Origin of the sequence: Streptococcus sp. Marseille-P6264, from assembly GCF_902460355.1 — a bacterium.
GTDB lineage: Bacteria > Bacillota > Bacilli > Lactobacillales > Streptococcaceae > Streptococcus.
Genome location: NZ_CABPTO010000003.1, coordinates 191,072 through 204,611, shown reverse-complemented (window position 1 = coordinate 204,611; position 13,540 = coordinate 191,072). Strand labels below are relative to the sequence as shown.

Here is a 13,540-nt window from a genome sequence, read left to right as displayed (position 1 = left end):
CTATTCTCCTTTTACTTCTAGTTCTTTATGATAATAAGTCCCGATTCTTAAGATTCGTATTTCTTCACGCAAGGGCAAGAGCATGCTGATCAAAATGACTAGTGTGCTTGGCAAGGTCAAAAAGAAACTTGGCAAAGGCAAGAAGAAATTAATAAAATAGGGCAGGCCGACATACAAGATGAGATAGATAGCTCCTATATTTGATTGCAAAGAAATATAGTGTTTTAACACTTTTAAGGTTTCTTTCCCAGGCTGAATATAGTCAAAATATTCTCCCTGACGCTGCAAGCGTTTCGCTGTCTCTTCTGGTTCCAAATTGATATAGGCAAACAAAATACCCAACAAGTAAATCGCAACTAGATAAACAAAGAGACCCAAGGGCTTTGTAAAGTCAAACAAATTCCCAAATTTTACTGAAAATCCTTTCCCTGTCCAGTCTAGTAATAATTGGAACAACATCAAGACACTTGTTGCATACATAATGGGCATTCCACCAGAAGGAATGAACTTAATTGGCAAATAAGATTTATCATAGTAGCGACTGCTTAACATGATCCGATTGAGAGGCAGACGTATCTCGGCTTTCTCACATACGACAGCAACAAAAGTCAAGAGAAGATAGGCCAATAAAGCCACAACTAAAATCATTCCTCCTCGGACAGAAGACAAGGATTTCCCAAGCAGGACTATTAATTGGTCAGCAAACTGGAGTAAAATACCTGAAATGATAATAATGGTTGACCCTCCCACTCCCTTACGAGTATTAAGACTTGACAACCAAATAATGATAAAACTACCTGTCACAACTGTGAATAAAACTGCTAGATTATAGAGCCAATCATCCACGAGAAGTAGAAAGCGACCATTTCCTCTATAAGCGGTGTACATAATGGCTAGTCCCTGCACAATCGCAAAGAACAAGGTTAGGATTTTTTGAAAGAAATCCGTTTTTTTAAGAGACCAAGCTTGTATATTCCAGCTTTTCTTTAGGTTCATGACTTGCCATACAATCATGGTCGTAATCCAAGGCCCTAAGCCTAGAGAAAATACTGAAATCTGAGAAACATCAATTCCTGCCAGCAAATACAAAGCGGCCAAGGGATTGTCTTCCTTTATCCGAAAAGCTTCCATACTGCCATTGTAGCCCGGAAGCAAGATATGTCTTCCTAATATATAAATAGCAATGATGAACAGTGTAAAGAGGATTCTCTTTCTAAAAATATTCTGACGCTTCTTTATCTTAAGACCAAAGTGCTCCATTTATTATCCTTTATTTGTATTTTGGACTTGCCCAGAGTCCTCTTTTCATACATAAACTTGTCTTTTAAGCCAAAGACTTAAGAAAGCAAGCCCATTCCATAGAATTATAGATAAGGAATCAACTTGCTTTCTCTATTTCGATTACAAAATGTAGGACAATTCGTCATTTAATTAAAATCTGATCGAATTTTTTCCACCATTTCCTGATAGTTCTCATGTGAGAATACTTGCTCTGAAATCCCTTCTGTTTGTACATTATCAAAGGAATAAACAGGCTTACCAGACTCTTGAAACTCTCTAATTACAGTATCGAATTTCTGATCGTGATTGATATCAAGATAAATGTCGCTGCTTGCAAGTAAATCTCTCAAAGGATATGGCAAAATTGCAGGGTGCAAACGAATATTTTCATAAGCCATCAGTTTGAGTAACTTATCAGACATCTGTGTGTAGGCAGCAATATGAAATAGACAGTTTGGTAATGCACTCGCCAAATCTTCAATTCCCTCTAGTCTATCTGAGTTTGTCAGGGTTACACAATGGAGAGCAAAGCCTTCATCCCTCTGTTTAATAGCTTTCTCGACATCAAATTCATCTGTCTCAATAATTGTAGACCAATCAAGAGAATTGTAAAACCACCATACTTCACGCAGACGCATGTTGGAAACAGTGTTCCATGGTTTTTGACCAGAAATATAATGCAAAACAGCAGGTAGTGGGGAAAGTGGGATTTCGAAAATCCAGTCATGCTTATCTAGCGCAGCTCCCATGTCAAAGCCGATTTGAAAATTGTAAGTATCTTCCAAATCAAGTTTTTTGCCCTCAAACATCAAATTCAAGATAGACTGATCACCTTCAGTAAAATTGGCTAATTCCCTATCTGTCAACTCAACCAATTGCTGAGCCATGTTTTCTTCACGCCAACGCTTATTATTGATGAGCAGCACTCCAGAATTAAAGCCCAAGCCTACTCCATACGTCGCGCGAATCGTTGCTACATAATAATCCTCCATATCCATCTCAAAAAGATGGTCCAGATTTCGTGTCACAACAATATCACAATCTAAATATAAGACTCTATCTGCTTCAACATAATTCGGTATAAAATAGCGCCCGTAAGCCATGTAGTTGATGTGAGCATAAGTTCCAGCTTCCCATTTCGATTTCACCTGATCGTCAATCTGATCATTAAACAATTTCACATCGTTCAACTGACTACCAGCTGCTTCTACCTTCTGACGCGTATAGTAAAACCATTCTTGAGGAATGTCCTGATTGAAAACATAAATATCTAAATTTTTATGATGACAGCAAAGAGATTTTATGGTCGTTTCAATCTGTCTGATATACCCATAATCTCCTGAAACCACAATGGCTTTTTTATTTCCCAAAATACTACTCCTACTATGTTTATGATATTCTCTAAAAAGATCACTATTAGGGCTCATTATACCATAAATTCCGCCTTTATTCAAACGCCTTCTTGGAAGCTAGACCTAACTTTTCTAGCCTTAAAAGAGAGGTGAAAGCTAAGCAGGAAAAAGAAGAAGGCTTGCTATAAGCGCTTCTAATATATCCATCCTTTTAAAATCAGACAGCCGCCACCTATAACATCTTTAAATAGATGCTGATCATGCTATCAAAACTTATAGAATTAGGCCATCTCAAAGAATTAGCAGGTATTTTCTTGAGAAAAATGAGAGTGGGACAGAAATCGGTAATTCGTTAGAATTCGATTTCGTCATCCTACCTCCGCACAGTTGAGTAGGACTGTATAAGCGGATGAAATCAGCCTAGTAGAGCCCACTCAACCACTGCGTCTTGCTCGACAATCCAAAGACAATTGAGAGGCTAGGACTTTTGTCCCAGCCTCATCTTACCCTACTTACATCACTTAGTTATTATGCACCCGATTCATGTATTCGGTGTAAGATTCTGTATGCATCAGTTCCTTGGCATTCTTGACCCGATCAGCAGTCGGTGGCTTCACCCCTTCCAGTGAATAAGGAATGCCCAACTCCCGCCACTTGAATTCTCCCATAGTATGGTAAGGAAGGATTTCAAACTTATCAACGTTCTTGAGTGTTTTCACAAACTTACCTAGCTCAATCAAGTCCTCATCACGGTCCGTCAAACCTGGCACCAGAACGTGTCGAATCCACACTGGCTTCCCAATATCTGATAGGTATTTCGCACAGGCCAAGATGTTTTTATTCGTCTGGCTGGTCACGATTCTATGCTGTGCTTCATCAATTTCCTTGATATCCAGCAAAACCAAATCCGTCACCGCCATCAGTTTATTAAACTTTTCTAGGTAACGAGGTGTGTTTCTAAAAGGCAGAGCGCAAGTATCCAGCGTACAATGAATCCCCAGTTCTTTGGCCTTAGTAAAGAAGGCAATCAAAAAGTCGATTTGCAGAAGTGCTTCTCCCCCGCTGACTGTAATGCCACCTTTATTACCCCAGAAACCTTTGTAACGAAGAGCTTCTTGTAGGACATCATCCACGGTCCGCAGCTGAGATTTGTTGGTCTCCATCTCCCAAGTATCTGGATTGTGGCAATATTGACAACGCATATGACAGCCTTGTAAAAAGACGATGAAGCGGATACCTGGTCCATCCACTGCCCCAAAACTCTCCGTAGAGTGCACCATTCCCGTTACTTTTCCATAATCAATCGCTTCTTCAACCATAATAACCCTCTTGCACTTGAAAACGTTTTATTTTATTTATATTATACCACGATTTGACTAAAAATAGATAGATTCTGCCTATTTTTTAGAAAACAAACTGTTTTTCAATTTCATTTTCATTGTGTTACAACAGATAGAGTTTTTCAGTTTTTCTAAAAACTACTACTCTCCGTTTCCATCTTTCTCCATAAAAAAAGCCGCCCTAGAGGGCGACCTTTTCGGAGATTGTTATGAAAAAAAGGTGCGGAACTATAGCTATAACAGCTGCTCATCTGTTAAACTAAAGGACTCCTTCTATCAAATAAAGTTAAGAGGTCTTCATTTGATGCTTTTAGTATACTGCACCATACTTAAAAGAAGCTTAAGCTGGTTTTAATCATTATTTTACTAGAATAGCTAATGTTTCATAGGGTTTCAAAGTCATAGTCGCGGCTACTGCTGTCTCCTCGTAATTCGAAATCAGCACCTGCCTAATTTGATAATATCTAAAAATGCTCTATCTTCTATCTCTCCGACGGCCGCCAGTTTCAGTATACAGAGAGCCGGCACAAACTAGATAAATTTCGCTTTGTGGACTTTGCCACACGACAGAAAGAATGAAGTTTTGATTCAGCGAGCATAAAAAATCTCCTCTGTCAGCTAAAATCTAGCTATCAGAGGAGTTTTCCTGTTCTTTAGTTTGTTTTTAGTTTTATACGTTGTTTATATTTAGGAGATGATATGAAAATTTATGAAATGTTGATACGAGAATCTATTTCTTGCTTCTATTGCTAGTACTGGTTAGGCTGCTTTGTTTAACTTGGAGCGAATAAATAATTTCTGATAGGTTACTTTTACTTTATACGTCATTGGACTGCCCTCGTTTCTTATTTGTTGAGACTAGTATAAGACTCTCAGCTTAAGCATTCCTTATAAAAATCTTGCGGAAAACTTAAAAAGAAGCTGAATTTATTTTTCAGCTTCTTCATTTTCTTCAATGATTTCAGATATTTCCACTTTCACCTTGGTGACACGGCCATTCTTGACCTTGTCATTGGTCAAAATCAGTTTTTTATTCTGACTTTCCACTTCATAGCTGAGCCGTTCTGTTGGATTTGGAATGGTCCCAACACCAGTCAGATAATAACCAGCAATAGTATCCACATCATCACTATCGATTTCAACTTCAAAGTATTCATTAAAGTCATTGAGGGTCATGGTTCCTAAGACAATGTAGGTATTCTCACCGATTTCATGGACCTCGATTTCAGCCTTGTCTGTCTCATCGTCAATCTCACCGACAATCTCCTCCAAGAGGTCTTCCAGCGTAACCAGACCAGCCATACCGCCATACTCATCCAAGAGAATCGCCATTTGGTTTTGCGTATTACGTAATTCCTTTAGCAAATCATCGACAAACATGGTTTCCGGTACAAAGAGTGGCTCCTGCAGAATCCTACGCAGAACAATATTGTCAAAACCATTTACAAAGCCTTCATTCAATAGACGTTTTGTGTGAATGAGACCAATGACATTGTCCTTGTCGCCATCATAGACAGGAATCCGCGAAAAACTCTGCTTGAGAATGCTTTTGATGATTTCTTGAGTATCATCCTGAATATCAACCATAAAGGCATCTGTCCGCGGCACCATGAGTTCACGCGCCATCAGCTCATCCAGCGAGAAAATACCCTGCAACATTTCGATTTCGTCTGCATCCAGCGTCTCCTCGCTCTTAGTCAACATGTACTCAATCTCATCCCGCGTCATCTTTTCGTCTGCATCGTCGAACTGCATCGGCGTAATCCGACTAAGGAGATTAGTCGAAGCTGAGAGCAACCAAACGAAAGGACTGACGATTTTCCCTAGGAAGATAATCACTGGCGCAGTGCGAATCGCCAAACTATCCTTGAGATTCATGGCAATCCGCTTAGGATAAAGCTCGCCCAAAACAATGGAAATATAGGTCAAAAGAGCAAGTGCCAAGAAACTAGCAACTGCATGTGCCGTTTTGGAATCACCCATCCAAGAAGCAAAGATTTTCCCTAGATTGTCCGCAAAGCTTGCCCCCGACAGGATATTGATGACGGTGATACCGACCTGAATCGTTGACAGAAAGTTATTGGGACTTTCAAGAACTTTTAATAAACGAATGTATTTGGCATCGCCTTCCTCGGCTTTCTGCTCGACGCGAGCTCGATTGAGTGATACCATCGCCATCTCAGAAGCTGAGAAAAAGGCATTTAGTAAGGTTAAAACGAATAGCAGTATTGCTTGCAATAAAATACTCTGACTGCCAGGGTCTTCCATGGATTCTTCTCCTAAAAATTATGATCAACCTTGATTATAACATATTTTTAGGATTCGTGCACAAAGATTTATTGGAAAGCGTTTTGCATCTTAATTCTCCAAATCCTGCAAGACTTTTTCTAGCCGAGAAATAGCTCCGACAGGCAGGGCTGTCTTGGGATATTTCTGATTGAAGGCCAGCAGGAAGTTTAAGCGAACCTGCATTCTTTCACGAATGAGCTGTCTGTACTTGTCGTCAAAGTTTGGAACAGCATAACCCTTATAATCTAGGTACTCAAAACCTTCCAAAGGACCAAAAGGCTTAAATTGAACCTTGCCGTCTACAATCTGCTCGATAATATCTAAAGATACTTCCTTTGAGATGCCCTTGCCCATGTAAAAACCAGTATTGATAATGTAGCAAGCAACGCCTGACTCAAATAAACGACGGAATTTCCGATAATCTTCTACCAGTGGATAAACGCGGAAAGGATTGGCATAGGGCTCAATAACCAAATCATCATGCAAGCCAGTGACATTCTCAGCATTTGAGCGCTTGGTCATCAGGGTGCAGCCCATTGTGGAAGCCATCAGCGGATCATTGATCTTAACCAGTGGCGGCAGAGAATCATCTTTCATAATCCAGAAGATAGCATTGATGGGCTCATCAATCCGGTCTACTCGATTTGGAGTCGCAAAGCGCGATTTGACAGTCCGTCCATTCCCATTGCGGATGTCCTCTGTTACTAGCTTTTTCCGCCCATTTTCATCCAGCGTCACTCCACAATTCTGCACGGTGACAAAGAAATCCTGCTCACTGTGACCCGTAGGGTAGTCATTGGTCTTGTCAAAATAAGACGGTTCGAGGGCAATAGAGGAGCCATCCTTGACCGAGATAATGAAGGCATCGTCATGGAGAACCTTGATGTCATATTTATGGTCATGTTTAGCATGCGTCAATGTGGATTTTCCTGAACCGGATAGACCAAAGAAAGATGCAACATAGTCCTCTTTGTCCGTATTTTGCTTGAAAATTTTCAAGCCCCCGTGGCAGGCAACATAGCCATTTCTGGCCGCTGTTCCCCACGCCAAAGTCAAGGTTGCCTTTTTCAGCTCCCCGAAATAATTTAAACCCAGAATAACGGCGCAATTATGATTGGTATCAAAGTAAACCAAACCTTCTGGATAGTCTGGATGCGTCCACTTGGGATCAAAAAAGACAAAGATATCATTTTCCTCGTACTTTTTAGAAGCTCGTAGGCGATTCTTAAATTCCTCATCCAAAATCTGGAAATTCAAGAGCCAAGAATAGAGATTGTTGATTTCTTCCTGAGGAACCATCAGATGGGCGCAAACCATGAAGTCCTCATCCAGCCCCACGACTGCATCTGCCTTATAAAAGGTCCTCTGATGTGCCTGATAAACAGCACTACGAACCAGAAACAGCAAGTGCTCATCTTCCTGACGATCTATGCCATAAATTCGTCTAGCCTTGGCAGTTCGGCCGACAACCGCCCCCGAATTAGTCAATAAAACGCGGGCATAAGAAGGAAGTCCCAGCTCCTTAGTATGAATCACCGGCATGTCCAGCACAACCGTTCCAGCAGCTACCGAGGCCAGTTGATAGGCCTCTTCTACGGTCTTGATTGCCTGAACCTGATTCTCATAAAAGGCTGTCTCTACAATGGTCTTCAAGGGCGAAAAATAAGAAGAATCTTTTCTTATTTCTTGCGGAGAAAATTTACGACGTGTTACCATAACGATACCTCCTTTATGCTATTACTATTATTTTAGCATAAATATCCAATGATAGACCATAAAAAATGCAGTAAAAAAGAGAAAGGTGAGCTTTCTCCTATTTTTTTATAATACCAAATTCTTCATTCTTCTTTTGCTGCTGAGCTTCTTTGTGATTGTCATAGAGGTTGGCAAGGAATTTCACAATTTCCTTGAGGATGGAGTAGGTCGGAATCGCTACAATCATGCCCATAATACCATAGATATTACTTGAAAGAAGCAAGAGAACCATAATCGTAATAGGGTGCACTTTCATAACACTCCCAACAATACGAGGATAGAGGATATTCCCATCAATCTGCTGGATAATCAACATATAGATTAAGGCTGCCAGCATTTTATTAGGGTCAGTAAAAAAGTAGGTAATCAGCATGGGAATCAAGCCAATACTAGGGCCCACATAAGGGATCAAGTTAGCTAAAGCCGAGAAAATAGCAAATACTAAGGCATACTTGAGTCCAATGACACTGTAACCAATATAAGCTAAGGTTCCAATCAGCAAGGCATCAATCGAAATACCACTGATATAACGGGCAACGGTCGCATTGAGATTGGTCAAGAGACTAGATATATTAAGCTTATCGCGCTTGAGAACAGTCCGCTCCAGCATAGGCAAAAGCTTGTGTCCATCCATCAAGAAGTAGACCAAAAAAATCGGGGTCATGATGAGAATCATGAGGGTATTGATGACAGCAGACACTACGCTACCCAGACTATTGGTAACACTATTTAAAATATTTTGCAGAATATCTACATAAGATAGATTAAGTTGCTGGATAGTAGACTGAATATTTAAACTCTTAAAGAGGGGATTTTTGGATAATTGATTGACAAAACTCTGTATTTCCCAATAGAGATTTTGCGTCGAATTAATCAAACTGGACAGCTGGTTAATCAAAATTGGCAAAAGGTAGATTACTCCGACTGTCACTAGACCAAACAGTAGGAAAAGAGTGATTAAAATCCCGAAAATTCGATTGATTTTCAACTTTTTTTCGAGCAGTGTCACCAGAGGATTTGTAATATAGTAGAGAAATCCTCCCATAACAAAAGGAATTAAAATCGTATTGATAACGCTCACCACTGGCGTAATCATATCTCCCATCTGGCGCCAGATGAAAAAGATAATCGTCAGCAACAAGACTTCACTGGTCCAAAACATTAACTTACTTTTATGAAACATCTTTACTCTCCTCCAAGTTATTTTACCATAATTTATCATAAAATAAAGGTGATTTCATAAAAGAAAGAATAAAAATGGAAACATTATTAAGTTCGAAGAATTTGGCTAGTCACAAAAGATCTCGCCATCAAAATCTAAATCAGACAAATAAAAAATCACCTGAAAGGCAAGGGCTGAAAAGCACAGACTTTCAAGTGATTTTTGATATCACTTCCATCAGGAAGCAGATGATCAATTGATAATACTATAAAAGTTTAAAATCTTAAGCAGATGATTAGCCCTTAATCGGGATTGAAATCTCAATCAAACTATTGGCATAGATCGTCCGAATAGCAGAGGCGTCAATATTCTTTTGGTCAATTTTTCGTTTCAAAAAGAATTCTCTAATTTTTTCAATTTCTTGCTCTCGTATCGCACGATGCTTATTTGAAATGAGAATTTCGTAATGGCTAGGGGCCTCTGTGAAAATAACATCACTATTGCCTGCAGAATAAACCTCTACAAGGGTTGCATCTGTGCTTTCCAACTGATTTTTTACTAATTCTGCGTGGGTATTCGTCGTATTTATAAGCTTCATTCATTTGCCTCCTACCTTAAATCGTCGCTATTATTATAACACGTTTTTCAGGAATTGTGAACGATTGCCTGTAATTTATATCATTTTAAATATAGCAGGCTAGTTATTCTGATATTTGCGCTTCCACTGCTCAATTCCCCATTTATGGCTGCCACGTTTCAATTTTTCAATCGCAAGATCGACAGGAAACCATGCCAGATTATTGAAGTCTTCCAGCGGCTTTTCTACTTCCTGATACGAAAGGGCTTCATAAATATAGGCTGGATTATAAAAATGCGTGTCCCGATGGCGAGAGTAAAAATATTCATCCGCTTGACCAAAGTAATCTCCTACCTGGATACTAAAACCAAGCTCTTCCAGCAATTCCCGCTCGAGAGTAGCCAGCTGGTCTTCTCCTTCTTCCATTTGACCTCCAGGAAGAAACCAAGCGCCATTAGGAGCTTGCACTAAAATAATATTTTCTTTCTTTTCATCCGGAATTACTGCATAAACTCCATAACGCGTCACATATTCGACATTTTCCTCATGAAATCCAAATACTGGATGGGCCATTATCTTTCCTCATTCCTTCTAATCTTTATTACTATCATAAATAACTTATACTAGCCTGTCAAGAGTTTAAACTTATTTTTTCAGCTTTCACAAAGAAGTCCAGTTCCTTAGTTTTCAAGTGAAAAAGTCCGCCTCAAGTGAGACAGACCTTCTTTTACTTATCAGTCAAATCCAATAAGATTCGGCTGGCTTATTTTTCTTCAAACCCTTGAGCTACTGCGTCCGCAAAGTTTTCTTCTACGATGCTTGCACAGTGGTCACAGATGACTGCATGGTAGCTACGTTCCGCAGTAGTTGGATCGATACGACGGCAACGGTCACAAACTTCACCAGCTGCACGTTCAACTGTAAAGGCAACATCTTCGAAGCTTACTGCTCCTTCTGGCGCTGCACCTTCTGCGATGGTCAATTCAGACACGATTAAAAGTTGGGCTACATTGCTATCCACTGCTCCAAGAAGCGTTTTCACCACTTCATTTGGATAAACTGTTAGATGTGCTTCGAGTGATTTACCAATAACTTTCGCATTACGAGCTTCTTCCAAGGCTTTTTGAGCTTGTCCACGGAAGTCCATGAAGGCTGACCATGTATCCAAGATTTCTTCTTGGTTGGCAAAAGTTTCCGCTTCTGGTAATTCTGACAATTGAACGAAGTCTTCAGCTTCAAACTCAAGATATGACCAGATTTCTTCCGCAGTGTGAGGAAGGATTGGTGTCAAGAGTTTCGTGATTTTGACAAGAATGTCATAGAAGACTGTCTGCATTTGACGGCGTTCGATTGATTTGGCACCTTCGATGTAGACAACATCCTTGGCGAAGTCAAGGTAGAAGGCTGATAAGTCAACGTTGATAAAGTTCACCAAGGCCTTGTAGATTGTCAAGAATTCAAAATCAGCATAGGCATCACGAATGGTCTTAACAAGCTGGTTAAAGCGGATGGTCATGTACTTATCAACGGAACGAAGCTCATCGTAAGCGACTACGTCCTGCGCTGGGTTAAAGTCAGAAGTGTTGGCAATCAAGAAACGAAGAGTGTTACGGATCTTACGATACGTTTCAGAGACTTGGCTCAAGATATCCATAGAGATACGAACGTCGTTGCTTGAGTCAACACTTGTTACCCAGAGACGCAAGATTTCCGCGCCAAATTGTTTTTCAACATCGCTTGGAGCAATGGTATTTCCAAGAGATTTAGACATCTTTTCACCTTTACCATCAAGGGCAAATCCTTGCGACAAGATTTGTTTGTATGGTGCTACGCCATGGTTGGCAACTGATGTGATGAGTGATGAGTTGAACCAACCACGGTATTGGTCAGAACCTTCTAGGTAAAGGTCTGCTGGGTATTTGAGTTCTGGGCGGTTTACTACAACTCCATTCCATGATGAGCCTGAGTCGAACCAAACGTCCATGATATCCGTTTCTTTCTTGAATTCGCCATTTGGTGAACCTGGATGCGTAAATCCTTCTGGCAAGAGGTCTTTAGCATCACGTTCCCACCAGACAATAGAGCCGTGCTCTTCAAAGAGTTGAGCCACATGTTCGATGGTCTCAGCTGTCATGATTGGTGTTCCGTCTTCTGCGTAGAAGATAGGAAGGGGAACTCCCCAGGCACGTTGACGAGAGATAACCCAGTCGCCACGGTCACGAATCATGTTGTAAAGACGAACTTTACCCCATTCTGAGTGGAATTTCACTTTTTCAATTTCGTCTAAGATTTCTTGGCGGAATTTAGATACAGAAGCAAACCACTGTGGCACTGCACGCCAGATGATTGGTTTTTTCGTACGCCAGTCAAATGGATATGAGTGAGAAATTTCTTCTTGTGCAAGAAGAAGATTACCAAGTTTTTCGATAACAGTTGGAACAACCTTATCATAGAACTGACCTGCAAAATCAGGACCAGCATTTTCCATCATGATACCGCGTTCGTTAACTGTTACAGCAACTTCAAGACCATTAGCAACGCCAACATTGTAGTCATCCTCACCAAAACCAGGGGCTGTATGGACGATACCTGTACCGGAGTCAGTCGTAACGTGGTCACCAAGAATCACCAGCTCATCTACAGAAGAATCCCAAGGGTGAGCTGTCACAATGTGGTTCAATTCTTGACCACGGTAAGTTGCTAAGACTTGTACATCAGCCCAACCAAATTTCTCAGACAAACTGTTCAACAATTCTGCAGCAACTACAAACTTACGAGTTTCACCAGCTGGTTGTACGACTAAATAATCAATATCCGCTCCAACTGTCAATCCACGAGAAGCTGTGATGGTAAATGGAGTCGTTGTCCATACGACAATATAGGTGTCTGTATCTAGAACACCTTTCCCATCTTTAACTGGATTGGCATAATAAAGGGAGGTTGAAAGCAAGTCATGGTATTCAATTTCCGCTTCAGCCAGGGCTGACTCAGATGACCATGACCAGTAAACTGGCTTGGCACCACGATAGATATAGCCTTTCTTAGCCATTTCACCAAAGACACGGATTTGAGCCGCTTCATAGTCTGGAGTCAAGGTCACATAAGGGTTTTCCCAGTCACCAGAAACACCCAAACGTTTAAAGTCTTCTCGCTGTTTGTCAACTTGAGAGAGAGCATACTCACGGCAAAGTTTCAAGTACTCAACCAAGTCCATTTCTTTACGTTTAACACCTTGTTTTGCCAAAACTTGCTCGATTGGCAGACCATGTGTATCCCAGCCTGGGATGTAAGGGGCGTAAAAACCTGACATGGATTTTGAACGAACAATAATATCCTTAGAAATCTTGTTCATTGCGTGTCCAACGTGGATATTTCCGTTTGCATACGGAGGGCCATCATGCAAGGTGAAATGTGGTTTTCCTTGGTTCAATTCTTGACGACGTTGGTAAAGTTTTGCTTCTTCCCATTCTTTTTGCCAGATTGGTTCTTTATTTGGCAAGCCAGCACGCATTGGAAATGCAGTTTTCCCAAGATTCAGGGTTTCTTTGAGTTTCATTTAGTCTCCTTATTCCATCATAATTTTCAAAATAAAAAACCACAAACTTCTCCGAAAGGACGAAAATTCGTGGTACCACCTTTGTTTAGACAGGAAAAAACCTGTCCCTCTTAGCCCGTAACGTAGGCGGACGTCGTTTCTTACTCGCTTCAGAAACGATGAAACAGAATGATAAGTCAAACAAAAGGGATTACAGGTCTTTCACCACCACCTGTTCGCTGAAAATAT

9 protein-coding genes and 2 pseudogenes are annotated in these 13,540 nt (G+C 40.5%); 1 reads left to right on the top strand and 10 read right to left on the bottom strand.

All coding sequences use genetic code 11. The features are described from left to right. The 4 genes and pseudogenes from secY2 to FZ941_RS10765 all read right to left on the bottom strand — a co-directional run. Window positions 1-1,260, bottom strand: coding sequence for an accessory Sec system protein translocase subunit SecY2 (gene secY2 / locus FZ941_RS05995; RefSeq protein WP_148887206.1), 1,260 nt, complete (start codon window positions 1,258-1,260; stop codon window positions 1-3). A gap of 167 nt (window positions 1,261-1,427) precedes the next feature. Then, window positions 1,428-2,651 carry a glycosyltransferase gene (locus FZ941_RS05990; protein WP_148887205.1) on the bottom strand — a complete coding sequence of 408 codons (1,224 nt, stop codon included), beginning with the start codon at window positions 2,649-2,651 and terminating at the stop codon, window positions 1,428-1,430. 503 nt (window positions 2,652-3,154) lie between these two features. Further along, window positions 3,155-3,952 carry a pyruvate formate-lyase-activating protein gene (gene pflA, locus FZ941_RS05980; RefSeq protein ID WP_148887204.1) on the bottom strand — a complete coding sequence of 266 codons (798 nt, stop codon included), beginning with the start codon at window positions 3,950-3,952 and terminating at the stop codon, window positions 3,155-3,157. A 379-nt stretch (window positions 3,953-4,331) separates the two neighbouring features. Beyond that, window positions 4,332-4,433, bottom strand: a pseudogene (locus FZ941_RS10765) (DUF3459 domain-containing protein); the annotation flags it as partial. A 23-nt stretch (window positions 4,434-4,456) separates the two neighbouring features. Here FZ941_RS10765 and FZ941_RS05970 point away from each other — a divergent pair. Next, window positions 4,457-4,552: pseudogene (locus tag FZ941_RS05970) on the top strand (trehalose operon repressor); the annotation flags it as partial. A 348-nt stretch (window positions 4,553-4,900) separates the two neighbouring features. Here the strand turns inward: FZ941_RS05970 and FZ941_RS05965 are convergent. The 6 genes from FZ941_RS05965 to ileS form a co-directional block, all read right to left on the bottom strand. After that, window positions 4,901-6,241 carry a hemolysin family protein gene (locus tag FZ941_RS05965; protein ID WP_148887203.1) on the bottom strand — a complete coding sequence of 447 codons (1,341 nt, stop codon included), beginning with the start codon at window positions 6,239-6,241 and terminating at the stop codon, window positions 4,901-4,903. A 90-nt stretch (window positions 6,242-6,331) separates the two neighbouring features. Then, a complete protein-coding gene (locus tag FZ941_RS05960) occupies window positions 6,332-7,978 on the bottom strand; it encodes a phosphoenolpyruvate carboxykinase (ATP) (RefSeq protein WP_148887202.1) in 1,647 nt (548 codons plus the stop codon). 97 nt (window positions 7,979-8,075) lie between these two features. Next, complete coding sequence (locus tag FZ941_RS05955) at window positions 8,076-9,200, bottom strand: AI-2E family transporter (RefSeq protein WP_125407029.1); 1,125 nt, start codon at window positions 9,198-9,200, stop codon at window positions 8,076-8,078. A gap of 274 nt (window positions 9,201-9,474) precedes the next feature. Then, a complete protein-coding gene (locus FZ941_RS05950; RefSeq protein WP_005590795.1) occupies window positions 9,475-9,777 on the bottom strand; it encodes a DUF1827 family protein in 303 nt (100 codons plus the stop codon). A 99-nt stretch (window positions 9,778-9,876) separates the two neighbouring features. Beyond that, window positions 9,877-10,329 carry an NUDIX domain-containing protein gene (locus FZ941_RS05945; RefSeq protein WP_148887201.1) on the bottom strand — a complete coding sequence of 151 codons (453 nt, stop codon included), beginning with the start codon at window positions 10,327-10,329 and terminating at the stop codon, window positions 9,877-9,879. 190 nt (window positions 10,330-10,519) lie between these two features. Next, window positions 10,520-13,312: an isoleucine--tRNA ligase gene (gene ileS, locus FZ941_RS05940; protein ID WP_148887200.1), complete on the bottom strand. Its 2,793-nt coding sequence runs from the start codon at window positions 13,310-13,312 to the stop codon at window positions 10,520-10,522. Window positions 13,313-13,540: the final 228 nt, after the last annotated feature.

Excerpts from the sequence above, each read along its gene's own strand:
- secY2 (WP_148887206.1), bottom strand. The coding sequence starts at position 1,260 with ATGGAGCACTTTGGTCTTAAGATAAAGAAGCGTCAGAATATTTTTAGA.
- pflA (WP_148887204.1), bottom strand. The coding sequence starts at position 3,952 with ATGGTTGAAGAAGCGATTGATTATGGAAAAGTAACGGGAATGGTGCAC.
- FZ941_RS05965 (WP_148887203.1), bottom strand. The coding sequence starts at position 6,241 with ATGGAAGACCCTGGCAGTCAGAGTATTTTATTGCAAGCAATACTGCTA.
- FZ941_RS05960 (WP_148887202.1), bottom strand. The coding sequence starts at position 7,978 with ATGGTAACACGTCGTAAATTTTCTCCGCAAGAAATAAGAAAAGATTCT.
- FZ941_RS05955 (WP_125407029.1), bottom strand. The coding sequence starts at position 9,200 with ATGTTTCATAAAAGTAAGTTAATGTTTTGGACCAGTGAAGTCTTGTTG.
- FZ941_RS05950 (WP_005590795.1), bottom strand. The coding sequence starts at position 9,777 with ATGAAGCTTATAAATACGACGAATACCCACGCAGAATTAGTAAAAAAT.
- FZ941_RS05945 (WP_148887201.1), bottom strand. The coding sequence starts at position 10,329 with ATGGCCCATCCAGTATTTGGATTTCATGAGGAAAATGTCGAATATGTG.
- ileS (WP_148887200.1), bottom strand. The coding sequence starts at position 13,312 with ATGAAACTCAAAGAAACCCTGAATCTTGGGAAAACTGCATTTCCAATG.